The sequence below is a fragment of the Hoylesella pleuritidis genome (assembly GCF_963541955.1).
Classification (GTDB): domain Bacteria; phylum Bacteroidota; class Bacteroidia; order Bacteroidales; family Bacteroidaceae; genus Prevotella; species Prevotella pleuritidis.
This window is the reverse complement of sequence record NZ_CAUTUT010000006.1, coordinates 62,429-83,967: the sequence shown is the minus strand read 5'-3', so window position 1 is coordinate 83,967 and position 21,539 is coordinate 62,429. Positions and strand designations below refer to the sequence as shown.

At 47.8% G+C, this 21,539-nt stretch carries 16 protein-coding genes; 4 read left to right on the top strand and 12 right to left on the bottom strand.

Going from position 1 to position 21,539, the window contains the following annotated elements; translation table 11 throughout:
• Positions 1 to 134: 134 nt before the first annotated feature.
• Positions 135 to 1,844: a Na/Pi cotransporter family protein gene (locus RWY97_RS03860; protein WP_024991615.1), complete on the bottom strand. Its 1,710-nt coding sequence runs from the start codon at positions 1,842 to 1,844 to the stop codon at positions 135 to 137.
• A gap of 83 nt (positions 1,845 to 1,927) precedes the next feature.
• On the opposite strand from RWY97_RS03860, the gene RWY97_RS03855 reads away from it, so the two are divergent.
• Positions 1,928 to 3,589, top strand: a complete 1,662-nt coding sequence (locus RWY97_RS03855) for a nucleoside kinase (protein ID WP_315565628.1) — start codon at positions 1,928 to 1,930, stop codon at positions 3,587 to 3,589.
• Positions 3,590 to 3,729: 140 nt separating this feature from the next.
• On the opposite strand, the gene RWY97_RS03850 is transcribed toward RWY97_RS03855, so the two are convergent.
• The 7 genes from RWY97_RS03850 to RWY97_RS03820 form a co-directional block, all read right to left on the bottom strand.
• On the bottom strand, positions 3,730 to 4,818 hold the full coding sequence (locus RWY97_RS03850; protein ID WP_315565626.1) for a C1 family peptidase: 1,089 nt from the start codon (positions 4,816 to 4,818) through the stop codon (positions 3,730 to 3,732).
• A gap of 241 nt (positions 4,819 to 5,059) precedes the next feature.
• Positions 5,060 to 6,550 (bottom strand): cysteine--tRNA ligase, encoded by a 1,491-nt coding sequence (gene cysS, locus RWY97_RS03845; RefSeq protein WP_315565624.1) that lies wholly within the window; start codon positions 6,548 to 6,550, stop codon positions 5,060 to 5,062.
• Between the two features lie 145 nt (positions 6,551 to 6,695).
• Positions 6,696 to 7,700 carry a 2-oxoacid:ferredoxin oxidoreductase subunit beta gene (locus tag RWY97_RS03840; protein ID WP_315565622.1) on the bottom strand — a complete coding sequence of 335 codons (1,005 nt, stop codon included), beginning with the start codon at positions 7,698 to 7,700 and terminating at the stop codon, positions 6,696 to 6,698.
• 43 nt (positions 7,701 to 7,743) lie between these two features.
• Positions 7,744 to 9,594: a 2-oxoacid:acceptor oxidoreductase subunit alpha gene (locus RWY97_RS03835; protein WP_314079357.1), complete on the bottom strand. Its 1,851-nt coding sequence runs from the start codon at positions 9,592 to 9,594 to the stop codon at positions 7,744 to 7,746.
• Positions 9,595 to 10,122: 528 nt separating this feature from the next.
• Positions 10,123 to 11,100 carry a BamJ family beta-barrel-assembly machinery protein gene (locus RWY97_RS03830; protein ID WP_315565620.1) on the bottom strand — a complete coding sequence of 326 codons (978 nt, stop codon included), beginning with the start codon at positions 11,098 to 11,100 and terminating at the stop codon, positions 10,123 to 10,125.
• A gap of 13 nt (positions 11,101 to 11,113) precedes the next feature.
• A complete protein-coding gene (locus RWY97_RS03825) occupies positions 11,114 to 11,986 on the bottom strand; it encodes a BamJ family beta-barrel-assembly machinery protein (protein ID WP_273175203.1) in 873 nt (290 codons plus the stop codon).
• Positions 11,987 to 12,049: 63 nt separating this feature from the next.
• On the bottom strand, positions 12,050 to 12,655 hold the full coding sequence (locus RWY97_RS03820) for a BamJ family beta-barrel-assembly machinery protein (RefSeq protein WP_315565618.1): 606 nt from the start codon (positions 12,653 to 12,655) through the stop codon (positions 12,050 to 12,052).
• 132 nt (positions 12,656 to 12,787) lie between these two features.
• Here RWY97_RS03820 and RWY97_RS03815 point away from each other — a divergent pair, with 132 nt between their 5' ends.
• Complete coding sequence (locus RWY97_RS03815) at positions 12,788 to 13,495, top strand: SIR2 family NAD-dependent protein deacylase (protein WP_315565617.1); 708 nt, start codon at positions 12,788 to 12,790, stop codon at positions 13,493 to 13,495.
• A gap of 410 nt (positions 13,496 to 13,905) precedes the next feature.
• On the opposite strand, the gene kbl is transcribed toward RWY97_RS03815, so the two are convergent.
• Complete coding sequence (gene kbl / locus RWY97_RS03810; protein WP_315565616.1) at positions 13,906 to 15,093, bottom strand: glycine C-acetyltransferase; 1,188 nt, start codon at positions 15,091 to 15,093, stop codon at positions 13,906 to 13,908.
• A 181-nt stretch (positions 15,094 to 15,274) separates the two neighbouring features.
• Between kbl and RWY97_RS03805 the strand changes: the two genes are divergently transcribed.
• Positions 15,275 to 16,234, top strand: coding sequence for an NAD-dependent epimerase/dehydratase family protein (locus RWY97_RS03805; RefSeq protein WP_024991610.1), 960 nt, complete (start codon positions 15,275 to 15,277; stop codon positions 16,232 to 16,234).
• A gap of 145 nt (positions 16,235 to 16,379) precedes the next feature.
• Here the strand turns inward: RWY97_RS03805 and RWY97_RS03800 are convergent, their stop codons facing one another.
• Both RWY97_RS03800 and RWY97_RS03795 read right to left on the bottom strand, forming a co-directional pair.
• Positions 16,380 to 17,516 (bottom strand): TlpA family protein disulfide reductase, encoded by a 1,137-nt coding sequence (locus tag RWY97_RS03800; RefSeq protein WP_315565615.1) that lies wholly within the window; start codon positions 17,514 to 17,516, stop codon positions 16,380 to 16,382.
• A gap of 58 nt (positions 17,517 to 17,574) precedes the next feature.
• On the bottom strand, positions 17,575 to 19,455 hold the full coding sequence (locus RWY97_RS03795) for a DEAD/DEAH box helicase (RefSeq protein ID WP_315565613.1): 1,881 nt from the start codon (positions 19,453 to 19,455) through the stop codon (positions 17,575 to 17,577).
• A gap of 312 nt (positions 19,456 to 19,767) precedes the next feature.
• Between RWY97_RS03795 and RWY97_RS03790 the strand changes: the two genes are divergently transcribed.
• Complete coding sequence (locus RWY97_RS03790; protein ID WP_273175194.1) at positions 19,768 to 20,307, top strand: LOG family protein; 540 nt, start codon at positions 19,768 to 19,770, stop codon at positions 20,305 to 20,307.
• Here RWY97_RS03790 and dprA read toward each other — a convergent pair.
• Positions 20,304 to 21,431 (bottom strand): DNA-processing protein DprA, encoded by a 1,128-nt coding sequence (dprA, locus tag RWY97_RS03785; RefSeq protein ID WP_314079372.1) that lies wholly within the window; start codon positions 21,429 to 21,431, stop codon positions 20,304 to 20,306. The two genes, RWY97_RS03790 and dprA, sit on opposite strands and share 4 nt — an antisense overlap.
• Between the last annotated feature and the right edge of the window lie 108 nt (positions 21,432 to 21,539).

The following is a 21,539-nucleotide window of genomic DNA, read 5'->3' as shown; positions in this document are numbered from 1 at the left end:
CTTCTCTGCAAATAAGTATATGCTGTTATGTTTTGGAGATAATAAAACGTAAAAAGAAAAAAGGCTGAAAAGATGACACAGAGATGTTTTGTACCGTCTTTTCAGCCGCTCATATTTTCGTATCTAATCTCTAATCACGCTTCGCGTTGCCGCGTACCCATACGCGCTTCGACTACATTGACAACGTAATCGCCGAGCTTTTCACATTCGGCAATAATGTCCATATACATCGTTCCGATAGCATAGGTATAGAGATGATCGTTTACATCGTTGATGTTTTCACTCTTCAACTGGTTGCGATAGTTGTTGATCTCGTTCTCAATGTTGAACGAGCGGTTGACGTCGAGATTCTCCTTGCGGTCGTTGAGCATAATATTCATCTGCGAGAGAGCATCGTCGGTCAGTTCGAACATCTGATGAATGTGTTCGTATTGCCGTTCGGTGAAGTCTTCTTTGCTCTTTACTTTGCGGCTGATGGTGCGAGCTATGTTGTAACAACTGTCTCCGATGCTTTCAAGTTCGCTGATTTCGCGCAGCATCGCACGGATATTCGCTTTGGTTTCATCGCTTAAATGGGCATCGCTCACTTGATCGAGATACTTCGCTATTTCGATTTCCATATTGTCGCTGATGCCTTCATACTTCTCGATTCGGGTGAAGAGCTTGACAAAAACATTGTCTTCGGACGTGCCGAGAAGTTCGCGCACCATACCGAACATTCGCTGAATACGCTCTGCAAACGACTGAATCTCCTTGCGAGCTTCTAACACCGAGAGTTCGGGTGTCTGCAAAATACCGCTGCTGATGAAGCGAAGACGGAAGTCGTCTTCGTCTTCCGAACGGCGAGGCTTGATGACTCGGCACACGATTTTCTCAATTTGGTGGATAAACCAGATAAGAATCATCGTATTGGTGATGTTGAAAACCGTGTGGAAAGCGGCCAAAACGAACGAGAGTTTGGCAGCATTTGCAATGAAAGCGGCGTTTCCTGGCACTAAGTTTTCATCGTAACCGACAAGCGAACAGATCATATCCACGAATGGTCTGAACACACACAGCATCCAAATCACGCCGAAAACGTTGAAGAACATATGGGCGAATGCAGCCCGTCGAGCCTGTGTATTGGCTGTGAATGCAGCGATATTAGATGTCACTGTGGTACCGATGTTCTCACCCATGACCAATGCAATGCCTTGATATATGGGCAGAACGCCACTCGAACACAGGATCATCGTGATGGCCATAATGGCTGCTGACGACTGAACACACATCGTCAGCACGCTGCCGAGCAGCAAGAAGACGATCGTTGTGATAAAACTGTCGGAGTCAAAGGAGGAAAAGAAGTCGAGCACTGGCTGATTATGGGCCAGATCCATATCGATACCCGTCTGGCGGAGTGTGCCCAATCCAAGGAACATAAACGCCACGCCGAAGAGGAAATCGCCTATATTCTTGCGCCGTTTATTATAAATCAGGATAATGGCAATGAAGAATGCGGGATAAACAAAGTCGGTAATGTTGAATGAAAAGCCTGCACTCATAATCCAGGCAGTGAGAGTCGTTCCGATGTTTGCACCCATTATGACCGAGATTGCCTGTGCAAGCGTGAGCAATCCGGCGTTAACGAACGAAACGGTCATCACAGTCGTGGCTGTGGAAGACTGTACGGCGGCTGTCACGAACATACCGGTTATCATTCCTGTAAAGCGGTTTGTAGTCATCGCTTGCAGCACGTGGCGCAGCTGCGAACCTGCCATCTTCTGCAAACTTTCACTCATCGATTTCATACCATACATCAAAAGGGCCAACGAACCGATAAGTTTTAAGAAAATCCAAATCGACATATTTTTATCTAATTTATGTGAGTCGCAATGTCACTCTACGCGTTTTTTGCTTACCTTTACGCAACATTATTCTTTAAAAGGAAATGAAACAATCGATACAAATCCGTTGCAAAAATAATAAAAAAACTCAAAACGTTGCTATCGGAAGCACACTTTCTGACATTTTTCGTGATTTTCAGCTCGCTATGCCGTATGGACCTATCAGCGCAAAAGTCAACAATAAGGTAGAGGGAATGCACTTCCGGGTGTTCCATAACAAAGATGTGGAGTTCTTGGATATGCATTCTGCGTCGGGTTCTCGTGCTTACACGCGATCGTTGTTCTTTGTTCTTTGCAAAGCCGTTCACGACCTTTATCCCGGCAGCGAAGTAGTAATCGACACGCCGGTTTCTAACGGTTATTTCTGCAATCTGCAACTGGGACACCCCGTTATGCAGCAAGACGCCGACCGAATCCACACCCGAATGCAGGAGATTATAGATGCACGATTCCCCATTCTGCGGCACGAAACCACCACAGAAGATGCTATCAATATGTTCCGCAGCTTGGGAGACGGAGCCAAAGTCAAGCTCCTCGAAAGCTCGGGATCGCTCTATACCACTTATTATACAATTGACGATTATAAGGATTACTATTACGGGTCGATGCTTACCAATACTTCGCAGATCTATCTCTTTGGAATTGAGAAATATTACGACGGTGTTTTGCTGCGTATTCCATCTCTTCAAGACCCCGGAAAACTTGGAGAGATGGTGCCGCAAGATAAGATGTTCGAGGTATTTAAGGAGCATCAACGCTGGCAAAGCATCTTAGGCATCACGACAGTAGGCGACTTTAACGAGGCAGTGAAGCAAGGACACACCACCGATCTTATCAACGTATCGGAAGCATTACAGGAGAAACGTATTTCGCAAATTGCCGATCAGATTGCGGAACGCCGCGGAACGCGAGTGGTTTTGATTGCAGGACCGTCGTCAAGCGGCAAGACTACCTTCTGTAAACGCCTCTCGGTGCAGCTTTTGGCAAGCGGAATCAAACCCGTTCAGATATCACTCGACGATTATTTTGTGAATCGTGAACTCACACCTAAGGACGAAAAAGGAGAGCTCGACTATGAAAGTATATATGCACTTGACATTCCGCTCATCAACGAACAGTTTCAAGCGCTCTTCCGGGGAGAAGAAGTGGAACTGCCGAAATATAATTTTCAGACCGGGAAGAGCGAAAAGGGAGGCCGCCGTTTGCAGCTTGCTGACAATAATGTGTTGGTAGTCGAGGGCATTCACGCACTCAACCCGCAGCTCACCGACCGCATTCCGGCTGCACAGAAGTTCAAAATCTATGCTTCGGCACTGACAACCATCCTATTGGATGACCACAATTACATTCCCACAACAGACAACCGACTGTTGCGTCGCATCATCCGAGACAATAAATACCGCGGTTGTACAGCACAGGAAACGATCCATCGTTGGCCGAGTGTACGTGCCGGAGAGAACAAGTGGATATTCCCGTACCAGGAAAATGCCGATGTAATGTTCAATACAGCAATGCTTTTCGAGCTGGCGGTTATCAAAGCACAGGCCGAACCGTTGTTGGAGATGGTGCCGGAGAATTGCGAAGAATACGCCGAAGCCTATCGGTTGCGCAAGTTTTTGAAGTATTTCTCTCAGATTCCGAATCGTAGTCTGCCGCCCACTTCATTGCTCCGCGAGTTCCTCGGAGGTTCATCGTTTAAGTATTGAACAGGTTTAGAGGAGTGAACGAGTAGACAAGTAAACAAGTGAACGAGCTCATCGCTCAAGTATTGAACAAATTTAGAGGAGCGAACGAGTGGACAAATAAACAAGTGAACGAGCTCATCGCTCAAGTATCGAATGAGTTTTCAGTCCGCTAAATTCAAGAGATGGGGCTGTAACTTACTCACTGCTTCACGCCGCAAATACACGGCTACGGTCTTCAAATAAACGTATTCGCGAGACAGATACATCCATCCGCCGTAGCGGTTGTGCGTTCCCCACGAGTTCTTGGCTATGAACCAACGACGCCCTTGATGGTCGCGGGCCAGACCGATGAGCTCCATCACGTGGTCGTCGGTGGTCTTACGACGCTCGAAAAGACGCTGTCTCGCCGCCTGCGTGCAGACCGCTCGAGGAACGATGTCGGCCTTTCCGTCCTCGAAAGAGAAGCCGGGCTCGCTCATATCTCCCTCCCAACACACGGCGTGTCCGGCCGAGAGGGCCGCCTCAATAAGGTTTGTCAACTGCCCGATAGATATATTCAGGAGCGCGTCGCGTGTGCGGTTATCGGGCACTTCAAGTACGAACGTTTTGCCGAAAGGATGGTGCGTGAAACTGGTCAACCCCACATACTCGTCGGGTTTGCACACACTCTCTCCGAATTGCAGCGGTGTATACTCCATCCCCAACATATAAACGTGCTGCGGTTCTGCTCCGATTTCGTTGTCCATCAGTGCATTGCTCTGTTCAATAAAGGTCGACAACGTAGGATATGTACCTGCAATGCGCATCAGTTTGCGCATCAATACATCATAGTTCACAGGTTTTTGATTACAGTAAGCATCGTAAGGCACTGCCCCATATTGCGTCAATGCGTGTTGCGCCATCAGTGGCATACCCCGCAGAGAAATGTCAGTCTGCCCGCCGGAAAGATAATATCGCCGTGTTTCCTCAGCCAAAATACGCCGCGCGAGATAGTCGACGGAAAGATTCACAGAGTCTCCTGACATCAGATGTTCGCTCTCGACAGTAGCTAAAAAACCATAGAGCCAGCACAGTTGACTGCGCCCTTGGTCTTTCACCGGTGTGGTTTTGACAAGCCGTTCGGTGATAAATTCGTTGCGCTCTACCACCTTTTTCGTTGGGCGAGAACATCCAATAAGCAGCAGGGAAGTGAGAAAGAAAAAGAGTTTTGCCAATTGTCGGTCGGCAATCGATAAGGGGTGATAATTCATTTTATATCTTTCTGTATATCAACGAGATACGATTATCATTTCAAATAGCCATTACTTGTATTGCAACTGACGGTTAAATGCACGCTGACTAACGGTTAAATGCCCTGCGTTTAACGGCTTTTCGCAATGCGATTAACGGCTAATCGCCACCTATTCTATATATACCTGATTATCAAATACATATAAGAGAAACTCCATCTCCTGTCCTTTCAGAGAAGAATCGGAGACGGAGCTTCCATTATTATTTATTCAACCGCCACGTAACACCGTCTTTGGTGTCTTTCACTTCAAAGCCATCTTGTGCAAGAGTATCGCGAATTCGGTCGCTCGTTGCCCAGTCTTTGGCCTCCTTGGCCTTAGCTCTGAGTTCGAGAACCATATCTACCACCTTGCCGAAAGCTTCTTCGCGGGCATTGTTGTCAGTACCTTTCTCGCTCTTCAAACCCAAGAGATCGAACGTGAAGAGACGCATCGTGTCAGCCAACTCTTTCTGATCATCAGTACTGATAGCAGCCTTATGATCGAGGACGGAGTTGATAACGTGACACGCTTCAAACAAACAACTGATGACGACAGGCGTCTGCAAGTCGTCGTTCATCGCATCATAGCAACGCTGCCGCAACCGAGAAACAAACAAATGGGTGGTTTCATCCGATATCTCCGACGGCTGCATACGCTCTAAATCGGCGATTCCCGTCATCAAACGGTCTAATCCTTTCTGGCTGGCTGACAGTGCATCGTTGGAGAAGTCGACCGTTCCGCGATAGTGAGCGGATAGGATAAAGAAGCGAATTGTCATCGGAGTATAAGCCTGTTTCAGGCCGGGATGATTGCCGGTAAAGAACTCTTCGAGTGTAATAAAGTTCCCGAGGCTCTTTCCCATCTTCTGTCCGTTGACGGTAATCATATTATTATGCATCCAGTAATGCACCATTTGGTCGCCTTGACTGGCCACAGCCTGTGCGATTTCGCATTCGTGATGCGGGAAGACTAAGTCCATTCCGCCCCCGTGTATATCAAAATGCGCACCGAGATATTTACGTCCCATCGCCGTGCATTCACAATGCCAACCGGGGAATCCATCGCTCCACGGACTGGGCCAACGCATTATATGCTCGGGCTGAGCTTTCTTCCAAAGAGCGAAATCGGCCTGATTACGTTTCTCACCGACACCGTCCAGCTCGCGACTATTATTGACAACGTCATCTAAGTTGCGGTGAGACAGGATGCCGTAATGATGATCTTTGTTGTATTTTTCTATGTCGAAGTAAATCGATCCGTTGCTTTCGTAGGCATAACCATTGGCCAAAATCTCCTTGACTAACTGCTCTTGCTCGATGATATGACCCGTTGCGTGCGGCTCAATACTGGGTGGAAGCACATTGAGTGCAGCCATTGCGTCGTGATAACGATTGCTGTAATGCTGGGCAATCTCCATCGGTTCGAGTTGCTCTAAGCGCGCCCTCTTCTCTATTTTGTCATCGCCCTCATCGGCATCGTGCTCCAAATGCCCCACGTCGGTGATGTTCCGGACATACCGAACCTTGTAACCGAGATGTTGAAGATAACGGAAAAGCACGTCGAAAGTAATGCCAGGACGGGCGTGTCCGAGGTGAGGATCGCCGTAAACAGTGGGTCCGCAGACGTACATTCCTACGTTCGGAGCGTGCAACGGGGTAAATAACTCTTTGCAACGGGTCAACGTATTATATACGAAAAACTTCTGTTCCATTGGTATAATGCTTGTTTATCTGTGTGCAAAGTTAGTGAATTTTATCGGATGAAAGCGACTTTTACGCATAAAAAACGGCAGAGATCCACGGTCTCTCGACTTGAATCTCTGCCTGACTAATAGTATAAAAACAAAAAATTATGGATTACTTCACTTCCCAAATATCGTTAGTCTCGAGCAACTCTGTAAAATTATGATAGCGTTTCTTGCCTTTCACTTCTTCGATTTGCTCGTTAACGGCTTGGTCATAAGTAGGACCGGCTACGTCGCGAATAACTCCCAAGGCTACAGGGAAGCCGCTATCGTTGTCCATCAAGGCCAATTTCATATGGAGCGTAGCATCTTCCGTGTGTGCATCGTGCACCAAAATGTCTTGCTCCGTAATACCGTTCTCACCCAGTTTCACCACTTTCAGGCCGAAGCCTTCTTGCATCAGACCATACTCATTACGCTCTCCGAAGAGCATAGGTTGTCCTTGTTTCAGATAGATGGCATTGGTCTTGCGACCCGGACTGGTGTAAACGGGATCGTAAGCACCATCATTAAAGATGACGCAATGCTGCAAAATCTCACACACCGAAGTACCTTTGTGTTTGCAACCGGCCTTCATTATCTCCACAACTCCGGCACTGTCGGTAGCCACGGCACGTGCAAAGAACTTGCCGCGAGCACCGAATGTAAGTTCAGCCGGCCTGAAAGGATCCTCCACGGTACCGTAAGGCGACGACTTAGAAACAAATCCACGCGGAGAGGTTGGCGAATACTGACCTTTCGTCAAACCGTAAATGCGGTTGTTCAAGAGAATAATATTGATATCGACATTGCGTCGAAGTGCGTGGATAAAGTGGTTACCGCCGATGGCAAGACCATCTCCATCACCACTCACTTGCCATATCGTAAGATCGGGATTGGTTACTTTTGCCCCCGTGGCAATGGCTGCCGCCCGACCATGAACAGTCTGCATCGCATACGTATTCATATAATACGGCAATCGACTTGAACATCCGATGCCCGAGATAACGGCCGTTTCGTAAGGCGGAATGCTTAATTCGGCCATCGCTTTATGCAGTGATGCAAGAAAGAAATGGTCTCCGCAGCCGGGGCACCAACGTGGTTGCCCCTTCTTATAATCTTGTGCTGTATAGGTCATAGCTTAGTTTTTGAGTTGTTTAGTTGATTAGTTTTTAAGTTGTTTAGCCTCTCAATATCTTGTCAAAAGCCTCGACTAACTGGGCAACAACAAACGGTTGGCCCTTCACTTCATTGTATTGATAAGGTACAAAATCATCGATTTGCCCCCGTAGGTACTTAGCAAACTGACCCAGATTCTGCTCTGCCACGACCACTTTCGGATAACGTTTGAGCACTTCTTCGGTGTTTTTCGGCAGCGGATTGATAAATTCAAACTGTGCCATTGCCACCTTCTTGCCGACTTTACGCATCTCTTCCATTGCCGAATAGAGGTGTCCATAAGTGCTGCCGAAGCCCACTATGAGCAGCTCGGCATCGTCTTTATCACCAAGAATTTCCACATCCGGCACTTCAATTTTAGCCACTTTGGCAGCACGCAAGTGCACCATCAGATTATGGTTATCGGGTTCCGTAGAGATAACTCCCGTTTCGCTGTCCTTCTCCAAGCCACCGATGATATGCTCATAACCCTCTTGTCCCGGTACGGCCCAGTAACGAGCATCAGTTTTCGGGTCACGTTTATAAGGGCTGTAAGCACCTTTCATCTCAGGCGTTGCATAGTGAGGATGAATCGAAGGCAATGCATTGATGTCGGGTAAACGCCACGCTGCCGACCCATTTGCAATGAATCCGTCGGTCAGAAGAATGACGGGCGTGAGATGTTCGAGGGCAATTTTGCAGGCCATATATGCCGCATCGAAACAGTTAGTAGGGCTGGTAGCCGCGATGACAGGCATCGGCGACTCGCCGTTTCGACCGTAGAGCGCCTGCAACAAATCGGTTTGCTCGCTCTTGGTAGGCAATCCTGTGGATGGGCCTCCGCGCTGAACATCGATGATAACCAACGGAAGCTCATCGATAACAGCCAGATTTATTACCTCGGATTTCAAGCAAATACCTGGCCCAGAAGTAGAAGTCGCAGCCAAAGCACCTGCAAACGAGGCACCCACTGCACTCGCTGCGCCCGAGATTTCGTCCTCACATTGCACGGTGGTAACGCCTAAACTCTTGTGTTTAGCCAACTCGTGGAGGATGTCCGTGGCCGGAGTAATGGGATAAGAGCCGAGAAACAGCCGCAATCCGGCACGTTCTGCCGCTGCAATCAGTCCGTAAGCGGTGGCCTTATTACCCGTAATGTCCATATAACGACCCTTTACCTTGTTCTTCGATTCAATGCGATAAGTGGCCGGAACAGATGCGTGCGTATTGTGACCGTAATCATATCCGGCCTGCACAACCTTGATATTATTCTCCGCAACCTGCGGTTTCTTAGCAAATTTCTTTCTTAAAAAGTCTGCCGCTAACTGCACATCGCGGTTGAAGAGCCAACAAACGATGCCTACGGCAAACATATTTCGGCATTTGAGAACAGCTTTATTGTCCATTCCACTGTCTTTCAAACAGTCCTTCACCATCTGAGTGACGGGACAAGCCACCACCCGATCGGAATCGATTCCAAGTTCGCCGAGATAGTCTTCACTTTTAAACTCGGCCTTCTTTAAGTCTTTCGGGCCGAAGCTATCGGTGTCAATGATAATCGTTGCCTGTGGTTTGGCATACTTGTACTGTGTTTTCAATGCAGCTGCATTCATCGAAACGAGCACGTCGCAATAGTCACCAGGCGTCAAAACTTCGCTTTCACCGATGTGTACTTGATAACCCGACACACCGTTCAGCGACCCTTGCGGGGCCCGAATGTCAGCAGGATAGTCCGGAAACGTGGAAATTCCGTTGCCGATAGTGGCCGAAACGGTAGAAAAAATGTTACCGGCCAATTGCATTCCATCGCCCGAATCGCCGGAAAAACGCACGACAACCCGCTCTAACTCTTTTACTTCTAACTCATTTGTCATAATATGTAAATATAAGATTTTTGTATATTCTGCCGGCAAATATACCTTAAATTCAAGACACAACAAAACGAAATACGGTTTATTTTCAAATTAATGCTCATAAACATATCGTTTGCTTGCATTGTGATATAATAGGGGGTGAATTACAACGAAATCTTTCTAAAATGATGATTTAAAGTCATTGAAAATGATAGTTGTTGCTTGACAAATGTCAAGCAGTATTGGGAAGCATTGCGATTAACCGTTAAATGGTCTGCAACTAACTGTTAATCAGCGTGCGTTTAACAGTTAAACGGCATACAAATAACGGTAAAACGTAAGGCAAAAAGCCATTAAACGAAAATCAGTTCATAAGTCTATAAGTCTTTAAGTTGCTTTCTTGTCAATGTGAAATCGAATAGATCTCAAAATCATCGACCGATAAGAACTTATCAACTTACGAACTTATGAACTGACAATAAGTATCCAATTTACAGAATCTATATACCTTATTATATATAAAGGAGTTTGTTCTGTCTTTTAAACGAATTATTTACGCTTGCGCGGAGCTTTCTTTACAGGTGCCTTTTTGGCAGGAGTCAGTTCTGCGGCAGGTTTCACTTCGGGTTTAGGTTGCTTGATTTCGACCAATTCTACGGTGAAAATCAACGTAGAATAAGGCTTGATTTTATCGACCTGACTTGCTCCATAGGCCAACGACTGGGGGACATAGAGTTCCCATTTACTGCCTGCCGGCATCATCGTCAGCGCCTCTGTCCAACCTTTAATCAGGCCGTCGCAACGGAAAACGGCAATCTGCGGATCGCGCTTATATGAACTATCGAAGATTGTTCCGTCAATGAGCTTGCCTTCATATTTCACTACTACCTCGTCAGTCGGCTTCGGAACAGCACCCGTTCCTGCTGTCAAGACCTTGTATTGCAGTCCGTTCGCAGTGACTTTCACACCTTCTTTCTTGGCGTTTTCAGCCAACCACTTTTCGTTTTCAGCCTTATAGAGTTCGCGTACAGCTTCTTTATCGGCTTTACGACGCTGCTCGAAGAATTGTTGGGCGGCATCTTCGGTAAAATGAGCGGTATCGTTGGAAAGTGCAGAAACGAATCCGGCAATGAACAACTTGCTGTCAATCGAATCGCGTGTACCCTCAAAATCCTTCTGCGTTCCGGGCAAAATGCGCTGCTGAACCATTCGAGCAATCTGCGCACCGGCCAGATATGCCGCATAGTTTAAGTCGTTTGCTTTACCCAAAGCATCCTTAAAGCCCCGTACGAAGTCGGTCATATAGGCCGTGTCTACTTGATACTGCTGCTGCACATAGGGGATAAGTCCACGCGTAGCAGCCTTTCCTGCGGCATAGCTCAATGAGTCGATAGACGACGAAAGCGTCACGACCGTTTGCTCGGTCTGCGCTTGCCGGCCTTTCTTCTCTTTCTTTTTGCCGGCCCAGGTAGTGCTGACCGATGCGCCAGCCACGAAAACCAACGCCAATAAAAGAATCTTTTTCATTACGCGTAGATGATTACTTACCGGCACTAATCAACTCAATCTTGAAGATCAAAGCCGAGAACGGCTTGATGTCTCCTTGTTCACGCTCACCGTAAGCGAGCTCTTGCGGGATATAAACTTCCCATACCGAGCCTACGGGCATATGCACAAGCGCATCCGTCCAACCTTTAATCACTTGGTTAGCACGCAATTCCAAGGGTTCGCCTCGCTTGTAAGAGCTGTCGAAAACCTTACCTTCTATCGTGCGACCTTCATAGTTTACCTTCACCATTGATGTATCTTTGGGCATCGGGCCATTGCCTTCCTTGATGACTTTATACTGCACTCCCGAGGGCAATGTCTTCACTCCGGCCTTCGTTTTGTTAGCAGCGAGGAACTTTTCACCGGCTGTTTTGTTCGGTCCATACTGCTTTTCCATATTCTTTGCTTTAACAGCCGCCATCTTAGTCTGGGCAATTTGCTGTGCTTGTTCCATCGTCATAATGCCCTTTTTGCCTGTCGTTCCGGCCACAAAACCAGCCATAAAGTTCTTCATTGATATGCTCTTGGTAGAGTCTTCACCAAAAACCTCGTGGTTAATACCCTTAACCATCATATTGCTTATCTGCTGACCGATCTGTATTCCGGCGTAATAAGCAGCCTTAGCTTTATCATCTCCGGCGCCGGCTCCATCGTTAACGCCCTTGATAAACTGGTCCATATACGTGGTATCCACGTTCATCCGACCCACCATAAACTCTTTCAGACCCTGCGTCTGAGAATAACCCATTGCATAGCTCATTGAGTCCAAGTCATTCTTCAAGTCCGCTTTGGGCGTTGAATTGCCGCAAGATGTGATTGTTGCAGCTGCGATAGCCAGAACGGCTACAATTGAAAGTTTCTTCATTTTAGTTTTACTCTATTATTTGTTTGTTTATATTTATCTTTCGTTTTCAGACCGACGGTCGGGCTATACTACTGCAATCAGCTCTACATCAAAGATGAGTGTGGCAAAAGGAGGTATCGACTGACCTGCTCCGCGTTCGCCGTAACCAAGGTGATAAGGGATAAAGAAGCGATATTTAGCACCCTCCTGCATCAGCTGCAAGCCCTCGGTCCAACCGGCAATCACTTGATTCAGCGGAAAAGTTGCAGGTTCGCCGCGCTGTACACTGCTGTCGAATATTGTGCCGTCGATAAGCATTCCCTCATAATGGCACTTCACTTTGTCAGTTGCTTTGGGACATTTGCCGTTGCCTTCTTTCAACACTTGGTATTGCAAACCGCTCGAAAGCGTCACCACGCCGTCCTTTTTTGTATTTTCACTGAGGTATTTTTCGCCTGCAACCTTGCTGTCCTTGTGTTTCTCTTCGGCAACTGCACGCTGCTTCTTTTCTTGCTCTTGGAAGAAATTCTGCACGATTTGCTGTGCTTCCTGGTCGCCGATCTGCGGCTCAGAACCTGCAATTACGTCTTTAATTGCTTGTGCGAAATCATCGATATTCAATGCTTTCGCACCCATATCGCACAACTGTCGGCCGATGCCCAACCCCAAAGCATAACTCACTTTGTCCATAAAGAATTTGTCTTAGTATAATATGATTTATTTAAAAACGCACAAAGATACTACTTTTTATCGACAGTGCGTGCGCAATTTGCCGAAAAAGTGCTATTTTTGTACATTATTAATGACTTGAACCGGATAGAGATGAAAAAGAAAATTGTATTTTTAACCGGTGCGGGAATGTCCGTTGAGAGCGGCTTCAAGACGTTTCGCGGATCCGATGGGTTATGGGAGAACTATCCCGTTGAGCAGGTTGCGTCGCACGAAGGATGGGAAAACGATCCCACACTTGTCACGAATTTCTATAATATGCTGCGTCGGAAACTCTTCGATGCGCAACCGAACGAGGGGCACAAGCTTATCGTCGATTTGGAGAAAGACTATAACGTGACGGTCGTTACACAGAATGTGGACAACCTACACGAACGTGCCGGCTCATCAAAAGTCGTCCACCTGCACGGCGAACTGACCAAAGTATGCTCCGAGCGCGACCCTTACAACCCGCATTTCATTCAAGAACTCACGGCCGATAACCCCGAAGTGAACCCCGGAACACAGGCCGGCGACGGGTCGTTGTTGCGTCCTTTCATTGTATTTTTCGGTGAGTCGGTACCGATGATCGAGCCCGCAGCAACAGAAGTAAGTACGGCCGACATCTTCGTCATCATCGGAACATCGCTCAATGTCTATCCTGCCGCAGGCTTGGTTCGCTACGTTCGTTCCGGCACTCCTATCTACATCATCGATCCCGAACCTGTAACGGCCGACACAAACAGCCGTATCGTGCATATCGCCAAGGGTGCAAGCGCAGGAATGCAGGCGCTAACCAAGAGCTTACGCTCCCTAAATTAGGGGCCGGAGGGCTGTAAACGGGAAACCGTTTTACAATTCACTAATATACAACATATCATTCATAAGTGCTCAATCGGACATCTCTCACACCCGTGCAGAGGACATTCAGTACATTATTCCATCAACTAATCCCGATAATTTTACCACGTCTCACACCTGTGTGTAGGGCGATCAGCGTATAACTCCGCAATAAAACAGAAAGTCAAAAGGACACCATTCCCGAATGAAAATCAATATTTAGGAATAGCGTTTATAAACAATTGAAAATCAATTATATACAAGACACATTACAATTAGCCGTTAATCGGCTTATAACTAACCGTTAATCGCACTGCAACCAACGGTTAGTTGCACACTATTTAACCGTTAATCATAACACGATTAACGGTTAAATGTTATGGGGATTGAATTTACTTCAATACGCCGAGCTCTTTCCCTACTTTGATAAAGGCATCAATACAGCGATCAAGCTGGTCTTTTGTGTGTCCCGCAGAGAGCTGAACGCGAATACGCGCTTGCTCTTTCGGCACCACAGGATAGTAGAATCCCGTTACGTAAATACCCTCGTCGAGCATTCGCGAAGCATAAACCTGCGATAGTTTGGCATCATAAAGCATCACGGCACATATCGCGCTCTGCGTGGGTTTGATGTCGAAGCCTGCCGAAAGCATCTTATCACGGAAATAATTGACGTTTTCCACGAGGCGATCGTGCAGTCCGTTGCTCTCCTTCAACATCTTGAAGACTTCTAAACTGGCACCGATGATACAGGGAGCAAGCGAGTTTGAGAACAGATAAGGCCTGCTGCGTTGGCGCAACATATCGATAATCTCCTTGCGTCCTGTGGTGAATCCGCCCAGCGCACCACCAAAAGCTTTGCCCAAAGTGCCCGTATAGATGTCCACGCGACCGTAAGTTCCGCAGAGTTCGCTTACTCCGTGACCTGTATTTCCTACCACTCCGGCCGAGTGAGACTCGTCAACCATCACGAGTGCATCGTATTTTTCGGCCAAATCGCATATCTTATCGATGGGCGCAACGTTGCCATCCATTGAGAAAACACCATCTGTACAAATAATACGAAACCGCTGAGCCTGAGCCTCTTTCAAGCAACGCTCCAGATCGTTCATATCTGCATTCTGATAGCGATAGCGTTTGGCTTTGCACAAACGCACGCCGTCGATGATAGAAGCGTGATTGAGCGAGTCGCTGATAATAGCGTCTTCGTCGGTGAACAAGGGTTCAAACACACCGCCGTTGGCATCGAAACATGCTGCGTAAAGAATGGTATCTTCCGTTTTGAAGTAGTCGGAGATAGCCGCTTCAAGCTCTTTATGGGCGTCTTGCGTACCACAAATGAAGCGTACCGACGACATTCCGAATCCTCGTTTGTCCATCATTGCCTTGGCACCATCGATGAGTCGCGGATGATTGGACAGTCCCAAATAATTGTTTGCACAGAAGTTGAGCACCTCTTCGCCTTTAACAGTGATGGCAGCTTGCTGTGCACTCTCGATGATTCGTTCTTCTTTGTAAAGTCCGGCATCACGAATCTCAGCCAAAGTCTTGCTGAGATGGTCTTTCATTTTCCCATACATAAGGTTCGATTTTTTAGATTTGTTACCGCAAAGTAAGACAATATTTCCGACAATCTGCGGCCTGTCAATATCTTTTTTCCGTCAAATCGTTATATTTTAACATATTTAACACTTCTCGTGCACAAGTTAATCGGGAAAGCATTTACTTTGTACGTGAAAAACAAAAACATATTAAAATAAGATGAAAAGAATCTTAGTAATCGGTTCTACGGGACAAATCGGTTCGGAACTGACCAGAGAATTGAGGGCGCGTTATGGCAATCAGAATGTCATCGCAGGTTACATTACAGGTGCAGAGCCCACAGGCGAGTTGAAAGAAGGCGGTCCGTCGGCTATCGCTGACGTGACAGACGGTGCGGGAATTACCGAGATTGTGAAGCAATATAATATCGACACTATCTACAACTTGGCTGCACTGCTATCTGTTGTAGCTGAATCCAAGCCGCGTTTGGCGTGGAAAATCGGCATCGACGGCCTGTGGAACATCCTTGAAGTGGCCCGAGAGAACGGCTGTGCAGTATTTACACCGAGTTCGATAGGCTCGTTCGGCCCCGACACCCCGCACCAGATGACACCGCAAGACACCATTCAGCGACCTGCAACAATCTACGGCGTATCGAAAGTTACGACAGAGTTGCTGAGCGATTATTATCAAAAGAAGTACGGCGTTGACACTCGCTCGGTACGTTTTCCGGGCATTATCTCTTACTTAACACCACCGGGCGGCGGCACGACCGATTATGCCGTGGACATCTATTACTATGCCGTGAGGGGCGAAAAGTTTACTTGCCCCATCCGTAAAGGCACTAAAATGGATATGATGTATATGCCCGATGCCCTTAATGCAGCCATCAGTCTGATGGAAGCCGACCCGCAACGACTTATCCATCACAACGGATTCAATATCGCATCGATGAGTTTTGATCCTGACACACTGTATCAAGCGATTCGCAAATACAAACCGACTTTTGAGATGGTTTATGACGTAGACCCGTTGAAAGAGCAGATTGCAGAGAGCTGGCCCGACCAAATGGACGACTCGTGTGCCCGTAATGAGTGGGACTGGAAGCCTCAATACGACCTTGATGCGATGACACGCGATATGCTGGAAAAACTTTCCAAGAAACTGTTACACCAATAAACAGCTGCACTTCTCGTACGAAATGTGCGGGAAGTGCATATCCAATACATCGAATCGGCGGCTTATCGGGAGAAAGAATATATCTCCGATAAGCCGCCGATTCGATGTATCTACCAAATTACTTGTACATTCTCACCCATCCGTTTTATTTCTTGAACAGGCCATCGAGATACGTATAGAATGCGGGGTCTTCACCAACGAAAGTCTTGGCAACCTTTCCTTGCGGGTCGACAATAATCTTTGTGGGGTACCCCTGGATAGCATAGAGCTTGACGGCATCGGCTTCTGCCTTGCCGTTATATACGTGAAGCCACGGCAATTGGTGCTTCTTCACTGCGTCTTTCCATCGTTCTTGGGAATCGTTGCAGTCTATTCCCAAGATTTGGAACTTGCCTTTGTACTTGGCATAATACTCTTTCATCTTCGGAAAACCCTTGATACACCAACCGCACCACGACCCCCAGAAATCGAGAACGACGTACTTCCCACGCAGACTCGACAGTTTCAGCGGCTTGCCTGCAATGTCATTGAGTGTAAAGTCGGGTGCTTCCGTACCGGCAGCCTGCACCTTTTGGGCACGCTCTTTCGATTCTTTCTGTGCTAAATAGCTGTCGATAAAGACAGAATAATAGTCTTTCATCCGACTGTCTCGCACCTCGGGAGCCAACAGTTCAACCAATTTCTGCATCTGTTCGCCCTCTAAATGAGAGACCAGAGCGGCCGAAGCCTCATACGTCGGGTGTGCTTTGGCAAAACCGAAAATAGTCTGCTCCAACTTGGTTTGCAGTCCCGGCGCTTTACTGTCATAGTAAGCGGCAACAGAATCACGGCTTACTCCTTTTTTCATTCGGGCCCGGCACTCGGTCATCAGTTCGTTGATCTCTTTCAAAACAGGCTCTACCAACACGTCGGCTTCGTGATATTGCTGATAGAAACGAGAACCGTTGATGTCATAACGGTCTGTTGCTTCTCCGCTGACAACAACTTCCTCGCCCGGCACTCCGACCACAGTGAAGCCTGCCTGACGGTTTTCGCGCAAGGCCGAAAGACCAATACACTGCACGGGCGCCACCTTTTTGAGAGGCACATAGAAATCGAACTCGCAACCTTTCACGGGCACCGTGTCTCTATATACATAATTCTGAGCAACATAGTCTATTACTCCCACCACGACAGAATCACCTAATCCCGTCATCTTTCCTTTGATATGCAGCTTTCCGTCGGCTGCAATCCCTGTCTGCGCAACGGCTAACAGGACAACACCTAATAATAATTTTTTCATTGTTTTGTTGTTAGTTTATAAACTTGTAAATATTGAATTGCCACAAGAGACATATCAATTATTTCGTTTTAGGTCGTCGCCGAGCCCATCCTTCTTCTGAAAAGTCAGGCTCTTCACCCTTTAATTTCACGTCGTTATGTACAAAGAATTGGCGCCAATCACCTGTTTCCTGGGTGGCAGCAGCTTTCTTCGCGCCTTTGCGCGACTTACGTTCGCTCTCGGATCCGTGTTTCTTAGTCCGCCGTTCACTTCTACTCGGGCGCGACTCACGACCTTTTCCGCCCTCATCGGCATCATTACAGCGCACTTCCCGCCCCTTATAACGGGCTCCGTTGAGTGCATCCATCACCCGATCGGCATCGTTCTCGGGCACTTCAATATAAGAAATCTTGCTCAAAAGATCGATTTGGCCGATCTCCTGACGCCCTTTCACATTCTTATTGACAAACTGCATCACCTCGCCGGGATAAAAACCGTCGTTCTTTCCGAGGTTGATAAAAAGCCTACGGAAGCCCGCTTCTGGCATATGTGAGCGCCGAGCACCTCGCTCTCCACGGCTTTTCCGCTCGCCGCGAGCACCTCTGTCACGTGTATTTTCACCCCGCCTACCGGTCGGTTTCTCAATTTCGGGCGCGTTGGCATAATACTCCAAGAAGCGGCCGAACGTCATACTGACAATCTTTTTGATGATATCCTCTTTGTCTACATACTCAAAATGTCGCGTAATCTCAGCCATAAACGGAGCTATTTCATCTTCATTCACATCCACTTTGAGTATTTCGTCCATCACCTTATACAGCTGTTTGGTGCAGATTTCCTGTGCCGTGGGCAACGTTCCGTCAACAAATTCCTTGCCGATTGTCTTCTCAATAGCCTTGACTTTCGACTTTTCACGCGTGTGAATAATAGAAATCGATGTGCCTTTTTTGCCTGCCCGGCCTGTGCGTCCGCTGCGATGGGTATAACTTTCGATATCATCGGGCAGACCATAGTTGATAACGTGCGTCAAGTCTTCAACGTCTAAGCCTCGCGCTGCCACATCGGTTGCCACGAGAAACTGCGTGAGATGCTTCCGAAACTTCTGCATCGTGAGGTCGCGTTGCTGCTGACTGAGGTCTCCGTGCAATGCTTCGGCATTGTAACCATCCCTTATCAGCTTGTCAGCAATCTCTTGGGTCTCCACCTTTGTGCGGCAAAAGATGATGGCAAAGATACGTGGATAATAGTCGACAATACGTTTCAGAGCCAGGTATTTATCCCTTGCATTCACGAGATAGTATATGTGATTGACCTTCTCTGCACCCTCGTTACGACTTCCTACGACGATTTCCTGATAATCATTGAGGTAACTTTTGGCAATCTTTTCTATCTCCCGACTCATCGTTGCAGAGAAAAGCAGGGTGTTGCGAGCAGCCGGAAGCCCCTCGAAAATCTCGTTGATACTGTCCGAAAAACCCATATTGAGCATCTCATCGGCCTCATCCAACACCACGTTGTTCACCGAATCTAACTTTGCTACGCCGCGTTTCATCAAGTCGATGAGCCGTCCCGGCGTAGCCACAATCACCTGAACGCCGTGGCGCAAGGTGCGAATCTGCGTCTCGATAGACGCTCCTCCATAGACGGCAGCTACGTGCAGGCCGCCTATATACTTAGCAAAATCATTGAGATCGTCAGTTATTTGGAGGCACAACTCACGCGTCGGACTCAGAATCAAGGCCTGTGTCTCCTTACGAGAAGCATCAATCTTCTGCAACACCGGTATGCCATAGGCGGCCGTTTTACCCGTACCCGTCTGTGCGAGAGCTATTACATCATTTCCATTTCCCAGCAAATAAGGAATCACTTCTTCTTGAACAGGCATCGGATTTTCAAATCCGAGCTCTGCGATAGCGCGCCGAATCTCTTCGTTTACGCCCAATTCTTCAAATGTTTTCAAATCTTTCTATTATCTGTTACTACTTGTTCACCCATTCGTTGTCCCCAAGCCATAACAGACAACATCGATGTTTGAACTCCGCAAAGGTAGTGAAGATTGACGGGTTTATTGCCATTCCGTTCCCGATTTATATTTTTTTATACAAAAAGGAATCATCGAATGACAGACGAAATGAAATAAATTGGGTATATTTACCGCACCGTTTGCGGAGAAAAACCAATTTATTCCCCGCATATTTTATGGTAAATCAACATCTCACCCAATAAAAAGGGGGGCCAGACCAATTGAAATCAATCAACAAGCAACAAGCAAATGACAATAGGAATTTTCTGTTCTGCTAATGACAATATTGACCGAACGTATTTTGATTTGACGGCAGAACTCGGGCGATGGTGCGCTCGTCAGGGGCACACTATCGTGTTCGGCGGGTGTAATGTCGGGCTAATGGAGTGCGTGGCGCGTGCTGCCAAGGAGGCGGGAGGCCGCACCGTGGGTATCGTTCCGATGCTCGTCGAGCGACACGGGCGGGCTTTCGACGATATGGATGTGCACATCCCGTGCGACGATCTCAATGATCGTAAAGCGCTGATGATGGCCCGCAGCGATGTCTTCATTGCGCTTCCGGGCGGTATCGGAACACTTGACGAAGTGTTTACAGTAGCAGCTTCAGCCTCAATCGGGTATCACTGCAAACGCGTGATACTCTATAATATGAATGGATTTTGGGATTCTCTCATCGCCGTTCTCAACGACTTGACAAATAAAGGGATGATTCGCGGCGACATACATCGGCATATTTGTACGGCCGACAGCCTCGAAGAGATTGCCCGATTGCTCGAATCCGGAAGTTAAGCGAGCAGATGACAGACACCGCCCGCCAGCGTTTTGACCACACCTTTCATTTCAAGCGAGAACAGCAGAGCTGTGAGCCGACTTACGGGCAGCCCTGAACGGACAGTAAGAATGTTGATTTGCAGATCATTGGTGTGCTGCAACTGCGTAACGACCAACTGCTCATCGGCCGTCAAGTCGGGAAAGAGCTGACGCTCGATACCCTGTTGTTGAGCCGTGCGGAGCTGACGTTCGTCCTCCCACCCCATCGCTTTCACAAAGTCGGAAGCCCCGGTAATAAGCCCGGCAGCATTGTCTCGAATCAGATTATTGCACCCTTCGCTATACGGTAAGCCCACACTGCCGGGGAAAGCAAACACATCCCGATTGTAATCGCGAGCCAATCGGGCCGTAATTAAACCGCCGCCGTGGGCCGCACTCTCCACCAACAGACACGCATCCGACAGTCCGGCAACAATGCGATTACGCCTGACAAAATTCACTTTATCTGCATTCGTTCCCGTAAGAAACTCCGTCAGCAGTCCGCCTTGCTGTAACATAGCATCGGCCGTGGGCTTGTGGCGCGGCGGATAAAGGTAATCCAGGCCGTGGGCAAGCACAGCCACTGTTTCGAATCCGCACTGCAGCGCATTGCGATGGGCACAAATGTCGATGCCGTAAGCCAATCCGCTGACGATGAGGACGTGCGGGCAGCATTGCCGAAGCTCTGAAACGAACCGGCGAATAAGGTCCTGCCCATACCGAGTACAGTGTCTTGTACCTACGATATTGATGATATGAGCCTGGTTGAGGTCCGCAGTACCCTTGTAAAACAATACCAATGGCGCATCGACACACTCACGGAGACGTTGCGGATAACGGTCGTCGACCATACAAAGAGGCTCTATGCCGTGGTCGATATCATATCGATATTCAGCCTCGGCACGACGCATCGGTTCGCTGATATCACGAAAAGCCTCTATCAATCGCGGTGAAGCGTCAGGCAGGATGTCGCGAATCTCACGACGATGTTCGATAACTGCCGTGGCCGAACCACATCGACGATAGAGCTCCAAAAGCCCCGTAAGGTTGAAATAATTGATTCGCGTCAGCGCAATCGTGTTGAGAATCTCCTGTGCCTCCATTGCAGTCAAAGTTTGAGAGAGCCCTCTTTCATCCTCTCCGAAAGAGGAGTAAAAGCCGTTAAGATAAAGAATGGATGATGAGAGATGATAAATTCATTCTCAACTGCC

What these genes read in the sequence shown, in the direction of transcription:
- RWY97_RS03860 (WP_024991615.1), bottom strand. Translation starts at nt 1,844, where the DNA reads ATGTCGATTTGGATTTTCTTAAAACTTATCGGTTCGTTGGCCCTTTTG.
- RWY97_RS03855 (WP_315565628.1), top strand. Translation starts at nt 1,928, where the DNA reads ATGAAACAATCGATACAAATCCGTTGCAAAAATAATAAAAAAACTCAA.
- RWY97_RS03850 (WP_315565626.1), bottom strand. Translation starts at nt 4,818, where the DNA reads ATGAATTATCACCCCTTATCGATTGCCGACCGACAATTGGCAAAACTC.
- cysS (WP_315565624.1), bottom strand. Translation starts at nt 6,550, where the DNA reads ATGGAACAGAAGTTTTTCGTATATAATACGTTGACCCGTTGCAAAGAG.
- RWY97_RS03840 (WP_315565622.1), bottom strand. Translation starts at nt 7,700, where the DNA reads ATGACCTATACAGCACAAGATTATAAGAAGGGGCAACCACGTTGGTGC.
- RWY97_RS03835 (WP_314079357.1), bottom strand. Translation starts at nt 9,594, where the DNA reads ATGACAAATGAGTTAGAAGTAAAAGAGTTAGAGCGGGTTGTCGTGCGT.
- RWY97_RS03830 (WP_315565620.1), bottom strand. Translation starts at nt 11,100, where the DNA reads ATGAAAAAGATTCTTTTATTGGCGTTGGTTTTCGTGGCTGGCGCATCG.
- RWY97_RS03825 (WP_273175203.1), bottom strand. Translation starts at nt 11,986, where the DNA reads ATGAAGAAACTTTCAATTGTAGCCGTTCTGGCTATCGCAGCTGCAACA.
- RWY97_RS03820 (WP_315565618.1), bottom strand. Translation starts at nt 12,655, where the DNA reads ATGGACAAAGTGAGTTATGCTTTGGGGTTGGGCATCGGCCGACAGTTG.
- RWY97_RS03815 (WP_315565617.1), top strand. Translation starts at nt 12,788, where the DNA reads ATGAAAAAGAAAATTGTATTTTTAACCGGTGCGGGAATGTCCGTTGAG.
- kbl (WP_315565616.1), bottom strand. Translation starts at nt 15,093, where the DNA reads ATGTATGGGAAAATGAAAGACCATCTCAGCAAGACTTTGGCTGAGATT.
- RWY97_RS03805 (WP_024991610.1), top strand. Translation starts at nt 15,275, where the DNA reads ATGAAAAGAATCTTAGTAATCGGTTCTACGGGACAAATCGGTTCGGAA.
- RWY97_RS03800 (WP_315565615.1), bottom strand. Translation starts at nt 17,516, where the DNA reads ATGAAAAAATTATTATTAGGTGTTGTCCTGTTAGCCGTTGCGCAGACA.
- RWY97_RS03790 (WP_273175194.1), top strand. Translation starts at nt 19,768, where the DNA reads ATGACAATAGGAATTTTCTGTTCTGCTAATGACAATATTGACCGAACG.
- dprA (WP_314079372.1), bottom strand. Translation starts at nt 21,431, where the DNA reads ATGGAGGCACAGGAGATTCTCAACACGATTGCGCTGACGCGAATCAAT.